This window comes from Labrenzia sp. THAF187b (assembly GCF_009363375.1).
Taxonomy (GTDB): domain Bacteria; phylum Pseudomonadota; class Alphaproteobacteria; order Rhizobiales; family Stappiaceae; genus Roseibium; species Roseibium algicola.
In genome coordinates this window covers 3,290,543-3,308,710 of sequence record NZ_CP045344.1, presented here as the reverse complement: position 1 = coordinate 3,308,710, position 18,168 = coordinate 3,290,543, and the positions used below count along the sequence as shown (strand labels likewise).

18 protein-coding genes are annotated in these 18,168 nt (G+C 58.7%); 12 read left to right on the top strand and 6 right to left on the bottom strand.

The window, feature by feature from the left end; translation table 11 throughout:
• Positions 1-255: 255 nt before the first annotated feature.
• The 3 genes from FIV03_RS15140 to FIV03_RS15130 all read left to right on the top strand — a co-directional run bounded on the left by FIV03_RS15140 (position 256) and on the right by FIV03_RS15130 (position 3,531).
• Positions 256-906 (top strand): TetR/AcrR family transcriptional regulator, encoded by a 651-nt coding sequence (locus FIV03_RS15140; RefSeq protein WP_055655398.1) that lies wholly within the window; start codon positions 256-258, stop codon positions 904-906.
• A 98-nt stretch (positions 907-1,004) separates the two neighbouring features.
• Positions 1,005-2,024: a ketol-acid reductoisomerase gene (ilvC, locus tag FIV03_RS15135; protein ID WP_152510126.1), complete on the top strand. Its 1,020-nt coding sequence runs from the start codon at positions 1,005-1,007 to the stop codon at positions 2,022-2,024.
• A 319-nt stretch (positions 2,025-2,343) separates the two neighbouring features.
• On the top strand, positions 2,344-3,531 hold the full coding sequence (locus FIV03_RS15130) for a GGDEF domain-containing protein (protein ID WP_152510125.1): 1,188 nt from the start codon (positions 2,344-2,346) through the stop codon (positions 3,529-3,531).
• Here FIV03_RS15130 and FIV03_RS15125 read toward each other — a convergent pair.
• Genes FIV03_RS15125 through FIV03_RS15110 form a run of 4 tightly spaced genes read right to left on the bottom strand, consistent with a single transcriptional unit; the run spans position 3,522 to position 6,626 of the window.
• Positions 3,522-4,409 carry a D-alanyl-D-alanine carboxypeptidase family protein gene (locus tag FIV03_RS15125; protein WP_152510124.1) on the bottom strand — a complete coding sequence of 296 codons (888 nt, stop codon included), beginning with the start codon at positions 4,407-4,409 and terminating at the stop codon, positions 3,522-3,524. The two genes, FIV03_RS15130 and FIV03_RS15125, sit on opposite strands and share 10 nt — an antisense overlap.
• Before the next feature lie 36 nt (positions 4,410-4,445).
• The gene (locus FIV03_RS15120; protein WP_023000553.1) at positions 4,446-5,207 is read right to left on the bottom strand and encodes an ABC transporter permease; all 762 of its coding nucleotides are present in this window, start codon (positions 5,205-5,207) and stop codon (positions 4,446-4,448) included.
• Positions 5,204-5,695, bottom strand: coding sequence for a GNAT family N-acetyltransferase (locus tag FIV03_RS15115; RefSeq protein ID WP_152510123.1), 492 nt, complete (start codon positions 5,693-5,695; stop codon positions 5,204-5,206). The genes FIV03_RS15120 and FIV03_RS15115 overlap by 4 nt, the downstream gene beginning before the upstream one ends.
• 7 nt (positions 5,696-5,702) lie before the next feature.
• Positions 5,703-6,626, bottom strand: coding sequence for an ABC transporter ATP-binding protein (locus tag FIV03_RS15110; protein ID WP_152510122.1), 924 nt, complete (start codon positions 6,624-6,626; stop codon positions 5,703-5,705).
• Between the two features lie 245 nt (positions 6,627-6,871).
• On the opposite strand from FIV03_RS15110, the gene FIV03_RS15105 reads away from it, so the two are divergent.
• From FIV03_RS15105 to FIV03_RS15095, 3 genes are all read left to right on the top strand, one after another.
• Positions 6,872-7,774: a pirin family protein gene (locus FIV03_RS15105; protein WP_152510121.1), complete on the top strand. Its 903-nt coding sequence runs from the start codon at positions 6,872-6,874 to the stop codon at positions 7,772-7,774.
• Between the two features lie 80 nt (positions 7,775-7,854).
• The gene (locus FIV03_RS15100; RefSeq protein WP_152510120.1) at positions 7,855-9,006 is read left to right on the top strand and encodes a GNAT family N-acetyltransferase; all 1,152 of its coding nucleotides are present in this window, start codon (positions 7,855-7,857) and stop codon (positions 9,004-9,006) included.
• Positions 9,007-9,232: 226 nt separating this feature from the next.
• On the top strand, positions 9,233-10,144 hold the full coding sequence (locus tag FIV03_RS15095) for a PhzF family phenazine biosynthesis protein (protein ID WP_152510119.1): 912 nt from the start codon (positions 9,233-9,235) through the stop codon (positions 10,142-10,144).
• 24 nt (positions 10,145-10,168) lie between these two features.
• Here FIV03_RS15095 and FIV03_RS15090 read toward each other — a convergent pair whose 3' ends face one another.
• On the bottom strand, positions 10,169-10,975 hold the full coding sequence (locus FIV03_RS15090) for an AraC family transcriptional regulator (RefSeq protein WP_173013857.1): 807 nt from the start codon (positions 10,973-10,975) through the stop codon (positions 10,169-10,171).
• Between the two features lie 265 nt (positions 10,976-11,240).
• On the opposite strand from FIV03_RS15090, the gene FIV03_RS15085 reads away from it, so the two are divergent.
• Positions 11,241-12,005, top strand: coding sequence for an SDR family oxidoreductase (locus tag FIV03_RS15085; RefSeq protein WP_152510117.1), 765 nt, complete (start codon positions 11,241-11,243; stop codon positions 12,003-12,005).
• Between the two features lie 57 nt (positions 12,006-12,062).
• Here FIV03_RS15085 and FIV03_RS15080 read toward each other — a convergent pair whose 3' ends face one another.
• Positions 12,063-12,713 carry a glutathione S-transferase family protein gene (locus FIV03_RS15080; RefSeq protein WP_152510116.1) on the bottom strand — a complete coding sequence of 217 codons (651 nt, stop codon included), beginning with the start codon at positions 12,711-12,713 and terminating at the stop codon, positions 12,063-12,065.
• Positions 12,714-12,880: 167 nt separating this feature from the next.
• On the opposite strand from FIV03_RS15080, the gene FIV03_RS15075 reads away from it, so the two are divergent.
• The 5 genes from FIV03_RS15075 (at position 12,881) to FIV03_RS15055 (ending at position 18,103) form a co-directional block, all read left to right on the top strand.
• Positions 12,881-13,216, top strand: a complete 336-nt coding sequence (locus tag FIV03_RS15075; RefSeq protein WP_023000544.1) for a metalloregulator ArsR/SmtB family transcription factor — start codon at positions 12,881-12,883, stop codon at positions 13,214-13,216.
• Positions 13,213-13,713, top strand: coding sequence for an SRPBCC domain-containing protein (locus FIV03_RS15070; RefSeq protein WP_152510115.1), 501 nt, complete (start codon positions 13,213-13,215; stop codon positions 13,711-13,713). The genes FIV03_RS15075 and FIV03_RS15070 overlap by 4 nt, the downstream gene beginning before the upstream one ends.
• Before the next feature lie 483 nt (positions 13,714-14,196).
• Entirely contained in the window at positions 14,197-14,700 is a 504-nt protein-coding gene (locus FIV03_RS15065) for a molybdopterin-dependent oxidoreductase (protein ID WP_062488176.1), read from the top strand.
• Entirely contained in the window at positions 14,697-17,018 is a 2,322-nt protein-coding gene (locus tag FIV03_RS15060) for an ATP-binding protein (RefSeq protein WP_152510114.1), read from the top strand. Before FIV03_RS15065 ends, FIV03_RS15060 begins: the two co-directional genes overlap by 4 nt.
• Positions 17,015-18,103 carry an HD domain-containing phosphohydrolase gene (locus tag FIV03_RS15055; RefSeq protein ID WP_152510113.1) on the top strand — a complete coding sequence of 363 codons (1,089 nt, stop codon included), beginning with the start codon at positions 17,015-17,017 and terminating at the stop codon, positions 18,101-18,103. Before FIV03_RS15060 ends, FIV03_RS15055 begins: the two co-directional genes overlap by 4 nt.
• The last annotated feature ends 65 nt before the right edge of the window (positions 18,104-18,168 follow it).

Genomic DNA, 18,168 nt, shown 5'->3' with positions numbered 1-18,168 from the left:
GAAAATACAAGACAACAAAATTGAATACGAAAATCTAATCCGCACTTTCTTCGAGACGCAAGCCAAACTTGAAGTAAGCGTAAACGTCTACTCCGATCACACTTTGAAGCGCCTGTTCCAGAGTGCTTGCCCAGATGCGCACCTACGCCGAATAGGTGCAAAATTACCCTTGACCTGTCCTGTCGCCGGTGCCATAACCACACCCGAACCGTACCGTACGGTTCCCTACTGACAATTAACGATCCGACCTGAGACATGACAGCGACCGCTTACGATATTGCCACCTCCCGCCCGGATGCAGCGCCCGAATTTTCGCCGCGCCAGCAGGTGGTGTTGCAACATGCGCTGACGCTGCTGGTCGAAGGTGGCGAGAAGGCGCTGACGACAGCAGGCCTTGCCCGCACGGCAAGCTGTTCCAAGGAAAGCCTCTACAAGTGGTTCGGCGACCGTGACGGCCTGCTGGCTGCGGTTGTCGCGTTCCAGGCCAGCCAGGTTCAGTTTCCTTCCGAGGCTGGCGCCACCGCCGATGCGGCGACTTTCCGGGCACATGTGACAGCCTTTGTCGAAGCTCTGCTGGGTGTTCTGTTTTCCGAAACCTCGCTGGCGTTGAACCGGCTGTCGATCGGCCAGTCCAACACCAATTCGAACCGCCTCGGCCAGCTTCTGCTGGTGCGCGGCAAACACATGATTTCCGCCCGTGCGCGCGCCATGCTGGACAGCGGTCGCCGCCACGGGCTTCTGAAATTCGACGAATCCGAAGACGCCTACCAGGTGCTTTACGGCCTTGCCATTCGGGACGTCCATATCCGCCTCCTTCTGGGTGAGACCGCTGGTCCTGCCGAGAAGGATCTGAAATCGCAGGCCGAAGTGGCCGTCGATCGCTTTTACCGTCTGTTCGGGGCCTGATCGCCGCGAACCTTCGGAACCACTGGGAAACACCAGAACCAATCAAGACCGGAAAACCGGCCTTCCAACGACAGAATGCAGACGGGAGAAAGGAACCCATGCGCGTTTATTACGATCGTGATGCTGATCTTAACCTGATCAAGTCCAAAAAAGTCGCCATCATCGGCTACGGCTCGCAGGGCCGCGCCCATGCCATGAACCTCAAGGACAGCGGCTGCACGGAGATCGCCGTTGCCCTGCGCGAGGGCTCCACGACCGCTCTGAAGGCAGAAGCTGACGGCTTCAAGGTCATGAACGTGGCTGACGCTGCTGCCTGGGCCGACCTGATGATGATGGCAACCCCGGACGAACTGCAGGCCGACATCTACAAGGACCACATCGCAGCCAACATCCGTGACGGCGCTACAATCGCCTTCGCACATGGCCTCAACGTTCACTTCGGCCTGATCGAAGCAAAGTCGACCGTTGACGTTCTGATGGTTGCACCGAAGGGCCCGGGCCACACCGTGCGCGGCGAATACATGAAGGGTGGCGGCGTGCCGTGCCTGATCGCTGTTCACCAGGACGCTTCCGGCAATGCCCATGACCTCGGCCTGTCCTACGCCTGTGGCGTTGGCGGCGGCCGTTCGGGCATCATCGAAACCACCTTCAAGGAAGAGTGCGAAACCGACCTCTTCGGCGAACAGGCTGTTCTGTGCGGCGGTCTCGTCGAACTGATCCGCGCCGGTTTCGAAACTCTGGTTGAAGCCGGTTACGCTCCGGAAATGGCCTACTTCGAGTGCCTGCACGAAGTGAAGCTGATCGTCGACCTGATCTACGAAGGCGGCATCGCCAACATGAACTACTCCATCTCCAACACTGCAGAGTGGGGTGAGTACGTGACTGGTCCGCGCATCGTGACGCCGGAAACCAAGGCGGAAATGAAGCGCGTCCTGACAGACATCCAGACCGGCAAGTTCACTTCCGATTGGATGCAGGAATACCGTGCAGGCGCTGCCAAGTTCAAGGCAACCCGCCGCCTGAACGACGCACACCAGATCGAGGAAGTTGGCGAAAAGCTCCGCGGCATGATGCCGTGGATCAAGTCCAACGCGCTCGTCGACAAGACCAAGAACTAACAAGGTTCGCCCCATCGACCCGAAACGAGACCCCGCTGGCAACAGCGGGGTTTCTTTTTGCCGGTTCCTGCAGGTCGTCAAATAGAAATCCGGATGCGGGCGTTATAAATAAGCAGCCCGCGACCACACCCGCCCTGCCGCCCCAAAGATGCCGCATTGCCTCCGCAAATTTCACAGGTATCGTAAACGGGACCAAAGCGTTGAATTCCCTATTTGATAAAAGTTTTTTTATCGCGGCTAACCGGATTGCAAGACCCTATCCCGTAACGTAATCACTATCCTTTGTGAGATTGAGGAACCGGTTCCGGAGACTGCCTTGATGGATCTATCGACACTCTTTTCGGCAAATGTGCTTCTGCTGTCGATTTTTGCCATCTGCTTCCTGGCCATTTCCCTGCAGACCAGTCCACGCATTCACTGGTTGAGCTGGGCCGCTGCAAATGCCCTGTTGGCGTCGTCTCTGATCTGCTTTGCGCTCAGCAGCATGCTGCCGCCTCTGGTCGCCTATCTGCTCCCCAACACGCTGTTGCTGCTCGGTTTTGGCTGTCACTGGCACGCGGCACGCCTCCTGGCGGATATGCCGAGCAAGCTCAGCAATGTTGTCGCGCCCGCGTTTGCCTACGGCATCGTCGCAGGCTGCGCGTATCTGCTTTCCAACTACGCCCTTGCTTACATGGCCTCCAACGTGGTGTTCACGCTGCTGTCCGTCGCAACCATTACCGTCTACGCCTCAAGGCCGTTCCGGGGTTTGATTTCCAACATAGGCCTCATCCTGGCGTTCTTCTTTCTGGCTGCCGAAGGTGTGCTGCGCACGGTGCACGGACTTGTTTCCGGCGGCCCGCAAGGGCCCGGCATGATCGACGACCTGATTGTCGACATTCACCTGATGTGCGCACTCGTCTTCGTCAGTCTGACCGGCGCTTTCTCCCTTGCGCTGTCCTTCGAGCTGGTGGCGAACCGGAACAGGGAGGCGGCAAGGCGCGATCCCCTGACCGGTGCCTTCAACCGCAGAGAGTTTCAGACACGTCTGGAAAGCCTCCTGCAGGAAACGCAGAAGGACGACTTCGGTCTGGTCCACTTCGACCTCGATCACTTCAAGCAGGTGAACGACAGGTTCGGACATGTTGCAGGCGACGAAGCGCTTGTGAAGGTCTGTTCGGAAGTGAAGGCGCATCTGCGCCAGAACGACTGCTTTGCCCGCCTCGGCGGCGAGGAATTCGCGGTGCTTCTGCCGTCCATCTCGCGCGAGAACGCCTTCCGGGTTGCCGATCGCCTGCGCGAGCGCATTTCCGACCTGCGGTTCGAGTTCGCCCCGCAGGACTTCAACCTGACGGCGTCGGCAGGTGTCTATCACGGCGACGGCAGCCAGCTGCCGTCAGCCGAATTGCTCAAGACAGTCGATGAGAGCCTCTACCTGTCCAAACGGACCGGCCGCAATCGGGTGTCAGTTGTCGAGAAGGTTTCCGGTGCAATACCAGCCGAACCTTTGCGGACAGCTCAGGAATAGGCTTCGATCAGCCGCGTCACTTCCTTGTCCCGCGCAGCCTCGCTCGCCCCGCCCATGACGACGACGATCAGTCGCTTGCCGCCACGGTTGGCAGTCGCTACCAGATTGTAGCCGGACATTCGGATATAGCCCGTCTTCAGACCATCGACACCGGCAACCTTGCCGACCAGGTTGTTAGTGGCCCGGAAGGTGCGGCCGTTGTAGTCAAACGACCTGGCCCGGTAATAGCTGCCGTATTGCGGGAACCGCCGCTTCAGGGCAAGGCCAAGCACCGCCATGTCACGCGCCGACGACACCTGCGCGGGATCGGGCAGGCCCGTGGCATTGACGAAACGGGTACGCGACAGGCCAAGAGCCCGCGCCTGGGACGTCATCTGCCGGGCGAAGGCCGCTTCGCTTCCAGCCAGATTTTCGGCAACGGCAATGGCGACGTCATTGGCCGACTTGACCGCAAGCGCCCTTGCCGCCTGCTCGACCGTGATGGTCGACCCGGCCTTGATGCCGATCTTTGCCGGCGGCTGCGAAGCCGCCTTGGCCGAAACGCTCAAAGGGGTGGAAAGCGTGTAACGCCCTTGCGAAACCGCATCAAAGAGCAGGTAGAGCGTCATCATCTTGCTCAGCGAAGCAGGATACCTCGATGCATCCGCATCGACCGCATAAAGCTCTTCGCCGGTCGACGCATTCAGCACCAGCGCGGAGAACCCGCGCTCGACGGCCGTTTCCGGCGCATAGGCAACGGCAGGAAGAGGCGCTGTCTGAACGGCAGGCGCTGCACTTGTGACAGGCGTCGGGGCTGGCCCCTGCCCCGTCTGACAGGCGGCCAGAAACCCGGCCAGAACGAAGATCGAAGCCTTCTTCAAAAGGACAGACGCACGCATTCCCGCTCTCTTAAACTCGCGTTTCGGCCGGATACCTCAAGCCTTCAGGCGGTATCCGGTCTTGAAAATCCAATGTATGACGGCCAGTGAACCGCCGAGGAAGATCATCGTCGCCAGCAGCGACAGCCAAAGGCTGACGTCCGCCTGACCATAGAAGCTCCAGCGGAACCCGGAAATCAGGTAGACCACCGGGTTGATCAGCGTGATCTTCTGCCAGATATCCGGCAACATGTTGATGGAATAGAAGCTGCCGCCCAGAAAAGCCAGAGGCGTGACAATCAACAGCGGTACAAACTGCAGTTTTTCGAAATTGTCCGCCCAGATGCCGATGATGAAACCGAGCAAGGCGAATGTAACGGCCGTCAGGAGGAAGAACGCGGCCATCCAGACAGGATGCTGGATTTCCAGCGGAACGAAGAAACTCGCCGTGATCAGGATGATCAACCCGACCAGGATCGACTTCGTTGCCGCCGCCCCGACATAGGCAACGGTGATTTCCAGGAACGACACGGGTGCCGACAGCACCTCGAAGATCGTGCCCGTAAACCGCGGAAAATAGATGCCGAACGAGGCGTTGGAGAGGCTCTGCGTCATCAGGGACAGCATGATCAGCCCGGGCACGATGAAGGCGCCGTAGCTGACACCGTCCACCTCGGAGATCCGAGAGCCGATGGCTGCCCCGAAGACAACGAAATAAAGCACCGTGGAAATCACCGGCGAGATGATGCTCTGCATGATCGTGCGGCGGGTGCGGGCCATTTCGGCCAGATAGATGACTTTGATCGCTTCGAAATTCATGTGCCCTGCTGCCCCGAAATCAGAATGAGTTCCATTCGGGGCAACGTGCGCCCCGGGATCGAGCCGGATGGAGACCGGCCAATGGTCTTGAAGCCCATGCGGGCATAGAAAGGTTCTGCAAAAGGATCCGCATCAAGACCGATCCTCACCAGACCAAGGCTCTGCGCTCTTTCGTGAAGCGCATCGAACAGCGCCCGGCCGACGCGGCGTCCCTGCCAGGCAGGGTCGACAAAACAGGTCTCCAGTTCCCCTGTTTCGCCGTCGTCTTCCATGGACAGCCGGATACAGCCGACCGGCTCACCCCGTGCGTCCTGGGCCAGCCAGAAATCGTGCTCCTCGATCCAGCTGTCGCGGACCTTGAGTTCTTCGGCGCACATGGCCATGAAAGCGTCGTCATAGCCGTTCGACTGCTTGGAGCGCATGCACAGGTCCGTCAGTGCCGTGCAGTCGTCCAGTGTCGCCTTGCGAATGGTGAAACCGGTGTCCATCGCCGCCTCATCCCTGACTGACCAGACCGACGAAGATGTCCTCGAGCGACGACTGATCCGTCTGCAGATCGTGAAAACGCACGCCGGACTGGGAGAGATCGGTCAGAAGCGATGTGATGCCAGTCCGGTCAGCCTGGGTATCGTAGGTATAGACCAGGCTGCGGCCGTCATCCTCGAGCTTCAGATCGTAGCGGGCAAGACTGCCGGGAATCTCGATGAGTGGCTCCGTCAAGCTGAGCGACAGCAACTTGCGCCCGAGCTTGCGCATGAGCTCTGCCTTCTCTTCCACGAGGATGATCTCACCATTGTTGATCACCCCGACACGATCGGCCATTTCTTCGGCCTCCTCGATGTAGTGGGTGGTCAGGATGATGGTGACGCCCTTCTGCTTGAGCTCCCCAACGATGCGCCACATGTCGTGCCTTAGTTCCACATCCACACCGGCTGTCGGCTCGTCCAGGAACAGGATCTTCGGCTCGTGCGCCAGCGCCTTGGCGACCAGCAGGCGGCGCTTCATGCCCCCGGACAGGGCCATGATGGGGTTGTTGCGCTTTTCCCAGAGCGTCAGGTCCTTGAGAATGCTCTCGATCCGTGCCGGATCGGGTTTCATGCCGAACAGGCCGCGGCTGAAGGCGACGGTATCACCGACCATTTCGAAAGGCGCCGTCGGCATTTCCTGAGGTACCAGACCGATCATCTGCCGGGCAGCACGGTACTCGCTCAAGGCGTCATGGCCGCACACGTGAATACTGCCGGAGGTCGGCCGCACCAGGCCGCAAATCGTGCTGATCAATGTCGTCTTGCCGGCGCCATTCGGCCCGAGTAACGCAAAAACCTCTCCTTGCTGGATATCCAGAGACACGGATTTGAGAGCCTGGAAGCCACCTTCATAGGTTTTTTCCAGGTCGCGTACGGAAAGTATCGGGGCCATCGTTTCAACCGGTTCGGAATTGGGGATTTGACCAGACGGCCAAACAGGCGTGCACACTTGCATGTGGGCGGACCGTCCGCAAGATGCAACCCTTTGGCCGTAAGCCACCGTCCGGTCGGGCCTTATCCGGATGACGACATCACTGTTTCGTCTTTCGAAACACTGCGTCTGCAGAGCCAAGACTAGGTTTTGCCCTGCGAGCCGCTATCTTTCCCTCAAAGTCAATCCGCATCAGGAACCAAGTCATGTCCATCCGCCCCGTCACCCACATCGGCAACACACAATCAACCATGGAAGGCGCCGGCGTCCGGCTGGAGCGAGCGTTCGGATTTCAGGATCCGGAAATGCTGGATCCTTTCCTGCTGCTGGACGATTTCCGCAACGAACGCCCCGAGGACTATCTGAAGGGCTTTCCCTGGCATCCCCATCGCGGCATCGAAACCATTACCTACGTGCTGGCCGGCACCGTTGAACACGGTGACAGCCTGGGCAACAGCGGCAACCTGGGTGCGGGCGACGTCCAGTGGATGACAGCCGGGCGCGGGATCATGCATCAGGAGATGCCCAAGGGCGACGCCAATGGCCGCATGCACGGTTTCCAGCTCTGGGCGAACCTGCCGTCCTCGCTGAAGATGACCGCACCGCGCTACCAGGATGTCGCGTCGAAAGAGATCCCGGTTGTGACCGATGACGACGGCACTTCCGCACGGATCATCTGTGGCGAGTTCTGGGGCAAGCGCGGCCCGGTCGACGGCATTGCCGCGGATCCGCAATATCTCGACATCCATGTGCCGGCAGGTCACAAGAAACGCTTCAAGGTCGACACCTACAAGCAGACCTTCGCCTACATTTTCGAAGGCTCCGGCACGTTCGAAGGAGCGTCCGACCCGTTCGGGGTTCTGACGGAAAAGGAATTCGGCGGCGAGGAACTGAAGATCCGTGACGAGACCGGCAACCGTTCTCTGGTGATCTTCGGCTCCGGCGACGAGATCGTCGTTCACGCAGGCGAGGAAGGCATCCGTTTCCTTCTGGTCTCCGGTGCACCGATCAAGGAACCCGTGGCCTGGCACGGCCCCATCGTGATGAACACCCGCCAGGAGCTGATCCAGGCGGTAACCGAACTGCAGAACGGCACATTTATCCGGTAGGGCTGAAAAGAACCTGCTGCCTTGTAACTTTCACAAAGTCTGGCTAGGGCTGTCCGGGATACAATCAATCTGGACAGCCCATGCCATTGAAACTCCGCCCGGCCACAGAGGCCGACGCCCCTGCTCTCACCGATATCCTCCATCGCGCCAAGGCCTCCTGGGGCTATCCGGAGGACAAGATGGCAGAGTTTCGCGACTACTGGCGAATTTCCGAGGCCACCATCCAGTCCCTTACGCTCACCGTTGCAGAGCGGGACGGTCAGCCCATAGCCTTTTCCGGGCTCTCTCCCCAAAGCGAAGATACGCTGCTTGTCGATTTCCTGTTTGTTGCCCCTGAAGCCCAGCGTCAGGGCATTGGCGACCTTCTGCTGAAGCGCGCGGAAGATCATGCCCACCGACAGGGATTGAGCCGGCTTTATCTGGAAAGCGACGCCAACGCGGGCCCCTTTTACGAAAAGCGCGGGTTTCGGACGATGGCGACACGACCAAGCGAGATGTCGCCCGGCGGGGAAATCCCCCTGATGGAAAAACCGCTGCCACCTGCGGTCTACCGGGTGGAAGCGCTGAACATCGAGGTTTCGGAAGAACCCTGGGCTTTCGAAACGAAGCATGCAGACGCCATCGATGCGTATTTCGAGGAAGCCAGGAAGCGCATTCCCATACTTTGGAATGGCCGAACCATGAAGTTGACCGGGTTCGAGTTCAAGGACGGCACCTTTAACGGCACCTGCGCGGAATGTTCCTTTGCCGCTTTCCTGGCGTGGCGCGACTGGGGTGCGCCCGACGCAAGCTCTTTCAATCTCTTCGGCTCCGCCATCCTGAGGTCTGCCGAGGGCGCATTGCTCTATGGTGTCATGTCCCGAAAGACCGCCACGGCGGGCATGATCTACCCTCCCGGAGGCAATCTCGACCCGACCGACCTGACCGAAGATGGCAAGGTCGACGTTGTCGGGGCGATCTACCGGGAACTTGAAGAGGAAACAGGCCTCAAACGAGACGAAGTCCAGCCTGCCGAGCTGCTGGTGACATTCGACGGCTGGCGGATTTCCATCGGCCAGGTGATGGATGTCCCCCGCCCTGCGGAAGAGTTGCGCACGGAGATCCTGCGTTTTTCAGAGGCGTCGGAAGAACAGGAGCTTGCCGATATGCGCATCATTCGCACGCGCGCGGACCTTGAGGACAGTGCCATCGTGCCTTACGCCCGTTCGCTCGGCAAATATCTGCTGCCATGAAGAGCACTCGGCGAGACGGCCGGGAACGGCAATATTTTGTTCACCAAGAATGCGCACTAAGCACTGGCAGGACTTGCCTGAAAATGCAAAAGTCCGCTCACCTTTGAAGCCGGCACGTGGTTTGCACGGGCCGTCCGATGCGGACAGGTTGGTTGTTTTACAACGTTTGAGCCCCTCGCCTGACTTCGTTTGAAGGCCGGCAGGCGGCGACAGGGAGAAGAGAAGTATGAGCCGCCGCTACGCGATCCTGGATGTCTTCACGAACACGAGCCTTGCCGGGAACCCCCTGGCGGTGGTTCTGGACTCCGAGGGGCTGAGCGACGAGCAGATGCAGAAGATCGCCGGTGAGTTCAATCTTTCCGAAACGGTCTTTGTCTTCCCGCCGGAAAAGCCCGGGCATTCTGCCACCATACGGATCTTCACTCCCAAGATGGAATTGCCGTTCGCCGGACACCCGACCGTCGGTACGGCCATCCTTCTGGCAACGGAACGCTTCGGCGACATTTCGGGCGAGCAGGATGCCGTTGTTGTTCTGAAGCAGCAGATCGGCACCGTGCGCTGCGCGGTCATCCTGCGCGAGCACGCTGCCGCCTTTGCCGAGTTCGACGTTCCCAGCCTGCCGGAACCCGCCGGACCGACCCATAACGTCGAGCTAATCGCCGCCGCGCTCAACCTGGAGCCGAGTGACATCGGGTTCGAGAACCATGGCCCCTCCCGCTTCCGCGTGGGCCCTCCGTTCACCTTCGTGCCGGTGCGCGATCTGGATGCCTTGGCGCGCGCCAAACCGGTACCGGCCATGTGGAACGCGGGCTTCGGCAAGAACGGCAATACGGACGCTTATGTCTATTGCCGCGAAACCCGCTCCCATGACAGCGCTTTCCACGCCCGCCTGTTTGCGCCCGACATGGGCATTCCCGAAGATCCCGCGACAGGTTCTGCCGCAGCGGCTTTTGCAGGTGTGGTCGACTATTACGACGACCTTCCCAACGGCACGCACCATATCCGCATCGAACAGGGTTTCGAGATGGGACGGCCATCCCTGATCGACCTGGAAATCGACATCGAGGGCGGCAAGATGCATGCGGTCAGGATCGGCGGTCAGGCGACGCTTGTCGCTCGGGGCGAACTGTTCCTCTAATCAAATCAGAAGCTGCCCGGACGGTCAGAAGGCTGCCTGGGCAGGTTCGTTCGCCTTGTCGGCGCGTGGCGGCAGACCGAAATGCCGGGCGTACTCTCGGCTGAACTGGGTCGCGCTTTCGTAACCCACCTGGAACGCCGCGCGCGAGACGGACAGTTTTTCCGCCTGCAGCAGCCGGCGCGCCTCCATCAGCCGCAACTGCTTTTGAAACTGCAGCGGACTGGTGCCGGTAATATCCTTGAAGTGCGCATGGAAGGCAGACACGCTCATGCCTGCCTCACCGGCAAGATCGTCCACCCGCAAAGACGCCGCAATGTCCCGGCGAATACCGGCAATGACCTTGGCGATGCGGGCCGCGTGACTGTCCTGCTCTGAAATCTGACGCAGGATCGCGCCATGTTCTGCCGTCAGCAGCCAGTAATGGATCTCTCGCTGGATCAACGGCAGCAACACCTTGCCGGCCTCTGGCATCTCCGCAAGTTCGAACAGGCGCCGCATCGCATCGACGATTGCCGCGTCTGCCCTGCCGCTTGCCACGGCGCGTGCAGCAATAGATGTTTTACCCGGCCGGTCCAGCTCCGAAGCAAGTTCGCGGATCAGAGCCATGTCCAGTGGAATGGCGAGCGCAACATACGGCTCGGCCTGGCTCGCACGCACGACCCGTGCCTGCGCGGGCAGATCCAGCCCGACAATCAGTGACTGCATGGCACCGAACCGGACGGTATTCGATCCGAGGTATGTCTGTTTTTCCCCCTGGAGAACCAGGCAGAAAATCGGTTGGTAGACGATCGGATAAATCAGGGTTGGTCGGCGTTGACGCACCAGCGTCATGCCTCCTGCACCAACAGGAAAAGGATCGCCTCCAGCGCCATGATCATCAGCAAATGCAACAACTTTTCGGATAAGCTCGTCTGCCTGCATGGTTCCCTCCGTCAAGAATCCAGCGATACGCCCGCCGGTTGGTGATGGCAAGTATGCAGGTTGCCTGATTTGTAGGATCAGGCAAGTCTTCTGGAGAAACCGGCACACAACACATCTCGCTACGGACTATCTCATGGTCATCGACATCACGCCCCACAACACTGGAGCCAATAACATGACCACCTCCCCCAAGATCGCCCTCATCACCGGCGGCAGCCGCGGCCTTGGCCGCAACACTGTTCTTCATCTTGCCAAGAACGATATCGACACGGTCCTGACATACAGGACCAGCAAGGAAGAAGCCGAACAGGTCGTTGCCGAAGTGGAAGCGCTGGGGGCCAGGGCTGTTGCCCTGCAGCTCGATACTGCCGACACATCCGGCTTCCCCGCATTCACGGACGCATTGAAAACCGTGCTACAGCAGACCTGGCAGCGTGACAGTTTCGATTTCCTGGTCAACAACGCCGGTACGGGCATTCACAAGCCCTTCGCCGAGACGACTGAGACCGATTTCGACCAGTTGATGAATGTTCACGTGAAGGGAGTCTTTTTCCTGACCCAGCAGTTGCTGCCGCTGATCGCAGATGGCGGCCGCATTCTGAACGTATCGTCCGGCCTTGCCCGGTTCTCCCTGCCCGGCTATTCCGCCTACGCGACCATGAAAGGCGCGATCGAAGTTCTGACCCGCTATCTGGCCAAGGAACTGGGACCTCGTCACATCGCCGTCAACACGCTGGCGCCTGGTGCCATCGAAACGGATTTCGGTGGTGGTGCCGTGCGTGACAATCCGGAACTCAACAAGGTGGTCGCCGCCATGACAGCCATGGGCCGTGCCGGCCTTCCGGATGACATTGGCGGAGCCATCACCGCGCTTTTGAGCGGCAATACCGGCTGGATGACCGGCCAGCGCATTGAAGTCTCGGGCGGTCAGAACCTCTGACACCCCAAGTCAGCAGTGTGCCGCGGCGGCCGGATCCCGGCCGCCGCTTGCATTGGCCTATTCGGCAGCTTCCATCAGGCGTGCAGGTGCCGTCATCGCCCAGCTCGGCACTGCTTCCAGCCGCTGATACCAGGCAATGATGTTGGCATGGCCTTCCAACGGCATACGCGACTGCGGGTTCAACGCCAACGCCGACAAGGCACCGACCGAAAAATCGGTTACGGTCACCCTGTCCCCAAGCATGTAGGCCTGCCCCTCCAGGTGGGTGTCGAGAACTGCAGCGAAGCGATGGAAGTTTTCGCTTGCCGCTTCAATCCTGGCTTCGTCCGGTTCCCCCAGACCGAAAAGCGGCTTGACCATCGTTTCCCAGGCAATGTCCCTTGCGGCCTGGTTGTAATGCTGCACCTCCCAGGACATCCAGCGCAGGATCTCAAAGCGCGATTTGGCATCCGTCGGGCAAAACGCTTCGGCTCCTGCCCGGTCACTCAGGTAGATCATGGTCGGGTTGGCTTCCCACAGGTTCATGTCACCCACCACGAGCGTCGGAACCTTCAAATTGGGATTGGCGGCCTTCAGGTCATCCCGGTGATGCTCACCCGCCATCATGTTCAACCTGTGAACCTCGACCTCATCGAACAGTCCGAGATGATGCAGCACCGCCTCGACACGGCGGCAATTGGGCGAAATGTCTGCTGTGAACAGTTTCATGTCCGTCTCTCCACTTTCTTAAGTCCGGTCCTCAGCTCCAGGTTCGGCCGGAAACCTGTGCTGCGCGACCATGGGAAAATTGAGCCGGTGTCGCGCGCCACCCATTTACTCAACCATTTAGTTGACTATAATGAAGTCAGGTGATAGTCAACCAAAAGGTTCACTTTATGAATGCAGCTGAAATGCCTCAACTCGATGCCACCTTCGCCGCCCTCAGCGACGGCACGCGCCGTGCGATCGTAGCCAGGCTTGCCGACGGCGAGACATCGCTTTCGGACCTCGCCGAACCGTTCGATATGTCGTTGACAGCGGTTTCCAAACACCTGCGGGTGCTCTCGGATGCCGGGCTGGTGGATATCGAAAAACGCGGACGTACCCGCCATTGCCGGCTGCGCGGTGCACCAATCAAGGAAGCCGTGGACTGGCTGAGCAAATATGAAGCGTTCTGGATCGACCGTTTCGATGCTCTTGCCCGTCACCTCGCCAAGGATAGCGAAAAATGACCATACAACAGCAGCCCCAAGCGTTCCTGAAATCCAATCCCGGCCAGGAGCCGGTGCTCGTGGAAGGCCTGTTCCGGGCCGACCCGGGGCGGGTCTTCCGCGCCTTTACCGAACCCGATGAGGTACGATGCTGGTTCGTACCCAAGTCCGGTGCGCTGGTTTCGGCGGAGATCGATCTTCAGGTTGGTGGGCGCTGGTGTTTCGTCATCGAGAAAACCCCAGAAAAGCAGATCCACTTTGAAGGCGAATACCTGGCCATCGAAGCGCCGAACCGTCTTGAATTTTCCTGGCGCCATGTTCAGGAACATGCCGACGGCACACGGGAAGCGACAGACACTTCAAGGGTATCCGTTACCTTTACCGAAGTCGGCAAGGCGACGGAGGTCAAGTTACGTCACGAGGCCATCAAGACCGAAGATGCCCGCCGCGGTGTCGGCGGCGGCTGGAACGGCTGCTTTGCCCGACTGGCTGATCTCGTCGCCCCCAGGAACGGATAAGAAGCAGGACACCAACGCTAGCCCCGGCGCCGGCCCTCGCCGGCTGCCGGCCTCTCCGGCGCACATGGGCGGCTGTTTGCCCAACGGCAGCGTTTCGGCGCAATCCTGTTGAAGCGCCGCCCGGATCGTCGCTTCTTGAACACCATTTCCGCGCATCCGAATGAGGCCTAGCCGCTTAAACGCGCATTGCCATTGGATAGTAAAAAATCACAATACTTTACGTGCTTTCAGCGAGCCATCATGGCGTCATTTCCTCGTGCTCGAATTAAATAAATTCATCACATCGAAACCTTTTAAAACATTGATTTAAAACACATAAATGACAAAGATATTTACTTTATTTGATGAAATTAACCAGATGTTTGCCCATTTAATTTGCATTTGATTAAAGGCTCCCGGTGTATCCAAGTTCCGCAGAGGAACTAATGAAAACAAGTTTACTGTCAAAAATTACAGTAACGCACAAGTAAACAGGGAAACGCCATGAAAACCTTACTGAGCCTCCTGGCTGGGGCGCTGATGATCAGCTCTGCCGTTCAGGCTGCCAACCTTCCTGCTCCAACAGGTGATGTCGTCCTCGTTGTGACCGGAAACATCAAGAACACCAACAAAGGTGACAGCGCCGAATTTGACATGGAGATGCTGGAAGGCCTTACAGAAATCTCCAAGACGCTCGAGACTCCCTGGACTGAAGGCACCACCGCCTTTTCCGGCCCTCAGCTGCGCGCAGTGCTGGAGGAAGTTGGCGCACGCGGTTCCAAACTGATCGTCAAGGCTCTCAACGACTACAGTGCAGAAGTGCCGGTAGAAGATGCCGAGAACTTCGACACCATGCTGGCGACCAAAATGAACGGTGACTACATGTCCGTTCGCGACAAGGGCCCCCTGTTCCTGATCTACCCTTTCGACACGAACCCGGAACTCTTCAACGAGAAATACTTTTCCCGTTCGGTCTGGCAAATCCGCGAAGTTGAAGTAGTCGAGTGAAAAATCAGCTCGAAATAGGCGGTAAGGCCGTTGAACAGGCTGCAAGGGCGACGAAATCCGTTCTCGTCGTCCAGATCTTTCTTGTCTGTACGGTCCTTGCCATCTTTTCAATGCTGGTCAAACGCGAAGGCCAGTTGCATGACGCAATCCGTGAAGACGCAATCTGGGCTGTCTATCAGCTCGACCGCGAAACACGTGCCGTCTACGAGCTGGTACAACACGTCGAATATCGTATCGGCGAGGCCGGTATCGAAGCGGCGCAGGAAGCCGTAGCACCGCGAGATCTCGTAACGCGTTATGACATCCTCTATTCGCGTCTCTCGGTCCTCGCCAACTCCAAATACAACGTCTTCTTCGAGCAAAGTCCGAACTTCAGATCCAGGATCACGACCATTCAGACCAAGATCCTGGCCATCGAACCTGTCTTCAATGAAATCGCAGCGAAAAAGAACTACTCCGACATCGACTTTGCGCCTGTCGAAGAAACGCTCGAAAAAATTCGTAGCGCCACGAACGAATTTCTTGTCCGCACGAACGCGACGATTTCAGAAGCACGCGCCGAAGCCCGCAACGACGTCTTCCATGTGCAGATGCTGGCCTTCCTCTTCATGTTCGCGATCGTTGTGGCTGCTCTTTTCCTGGCCTTGCACATGCTTCTGCAGGTCCGCATCGTGAAGCAGACCCGCGAAGGCATGAACAAGGCCGCAGAGGAATTCGAGAAAGCCTATGAAGCAGCAGAAGCCGGCAACAAGGCCAAGTCGGAGTTTCTGGCCACGATCGGACACGAAATCCGCACCCCGCTGAACGGCATTCTCGGCATGGCCGAACTTCTGGCACAAAAGCAGCTTCCGGAAGAAGAAACCGGCTACGTCCGCACCATCACGAGTTCCGGCAATACGCTGCTGGAGATGATCAACGAGATCCTCGACTTTGCGAAGATCGAATACGGATCCCTTGAGACCGAACAGATTGTCTTCCGGCTCGACGAACTGGTGCGAGAGGCGGCAGCTGTCGTGGAAGGCAAGGCGCTCGAGCAGAATGACGAGCTCAAACTTCATATCGACCCGACGCTGGAAAAAGCTTTCATCAAGAGCGATCCCACCCGGCTGAAGCGCGTCCTGCTCAACCTGCTATCCAATGCCGTGAAATTCACCGAAAACGGCTCAATCCACGTCGATGTGGTTGCCGGAAAAGTTGTCGCCGAGACCCTGGAACTGAAGATCAGTGTCAAGGATTCCGGTATCGGCATTGCCGAAGAGGCACAAAAGCAGCTCTTTACCGCATTCCACCAGGTCGATTCCTCGATCAGCCGACGCTTTGGCGGCACAGGCCTCGGCCTTGCCATCTGTAAACAGATCGTCGAGGCGATGGGTGGATCGATAGGTGTGTTCAGTGTTCCTGGTGAAGGCGCGACCTTCAGCTTCACCTTGCCGGTTCAACTGGCACACGCCCCTGCTGCGAATCTCACCGGTTTGGAGAGTGGTTCGACCCCAACTGCATTGATCCCCCGTCTGCGTGTCCTGCTCGTGGAGGACAACGTCATAAACCAGCGTGTTGCAACGAAGTTGCTGGAGAGACTGGGTCAGGAAGTCATCGTTGCCAGCGACGGCAGGGAGGCGATCAAACATGTGCAGGACGCCACTTTCGATCTCGTGCTGATGGACGTGCAGATGCCTGATCTCGACGGGATCGCGGCAACACGGCTGATACGGAACATCGGCGCTCCATTCGACAAGCTGCCCATCATCGCAATGACGGCAAATGCTTCCGACCGGCACCGCCAGGACTGCCTGGACGCGGGCATGAATGCCTTCGAGTCCAAGCCCGTCACCTTCCAGAGGCTTGCGACTATCCTGCGTGAACACGGTCCTTCGGACAATTCAGCAGAAGGCACCACCGACCTGCCGACATCCCCAGGTTCTCCGGAACCGACGGAACCAATGCATGCGGCTCAATCCGACGTCGCGACACCAAACGCCAATGTGGTTCGCCTTGCCGGAGAAGAAAAAGGGGATGCCCGGCGAGCTGAACTGCGCGAGGAACTTGGCGACGAGATCTTCCATTCTCTGGTGAATGCCTTCTTTGAAAATGCCGACACTCTCGTTGTGCAAGTCACCGAGGCAGCAAGCTCGGGTGATGCGGAAAGCTACGACCGGCTGCTGCACACACTGAAAGGTGCGGCGGACAATCTCGGATTTACGACCCTTTCAATAACTGCGGACGCACTTCGCACCAGCATCGAAACCTCCAACCAGGAGACACTCCTGACGGTGGAGCTGGAAAAAGCAAAAAACAGATACCGGAAGATTGCGATATGACCGACACACCGCTAGCCGACACCGAATTCCGCATCCTTCTGGTCGAAGACGATCCCACCAACCGCATGATCATGGAACGGCTTGTGGAGCGCATCCCCGGATGCCACGCAGTCAGCTTTGCCCATCCCATCGACCTGATCGCGGCGCTCGACAAGGTCGAATTCGATGTGGCGATCGTCGACTATCAATTGCCGGGCCTCAACGGCATCGAGCTCATCAAGGAAATTCATCAGCACCCCGCGCACACCGACAAGCCGATGGTGATCGTCACGGCAGACAAGGACCGGGACACGCGCATCGAGGCACTGACGTCCGGTGCCGTCGATTTTCTGAACAAGCCGCTGGAGATCGTGGAGTTCAAGGCCCGCGTCCGGAACCTCACCAAACTGGCCGAGGCGCAGCGCAAGCTGTCGATGCGGGCGGAATGGCTGAAAGAGGAAGTCGACAGGGCAACGACCGAACTGAGGAAACGGGGCGAGGAAATCGTTCACCGGCTGATCCTTGCTTCCGAATACAAGGACCTCGACACGGCCATGCATACCCTTCGCATGGCGAACTTCTGCGAGTTGATTGCCGAAGAACTCGGCATGAGCATGGAGTTTCGGCGAGACCTCAAGATGGCCGCACCGATGCACGACATCGGCAAGGTTGGCATTCCGGACAGCATCATGCTGAAACGCGGCCCCCTCACCCCGGAAGAACGCGAGGAAATCAACCGGCACACCGAAATCGGCGCCGGCATCCTCAAGGGCTCCAGCTGCCGGCTGCTGCAGGTCGCGACCCAGATTGCCGCGACACACCACGAACGCTGGGACGGCAGCGGTTACCCCAATGGCCTGCGTGGAGAAGAAATTCCACTTGTCGGCCGGATAGCGGCCGTTGCCGACGTCTTCGACGCGCTGACGACGGAGCGCCCCTACAAGTCCGCTTGGACCAACGAACGGGCCTTCAGCTTTCTGGAAGAAAAATCAGGCAGCGACTTCGACCCGGAGTGCATTGCCGCCTTTCTGAGCAAGAAGAAGGAAGTGGAAGAGATCCAGGCGAGGTTTGCCGACGAGCCCATTCCCCTGGCCAAAAACGGCTGAGGCGATCAGACCGCAAGACGCCCACCAGAAACGCCGGCAATCGCCCTGGCTTCGTTGTGATCAAC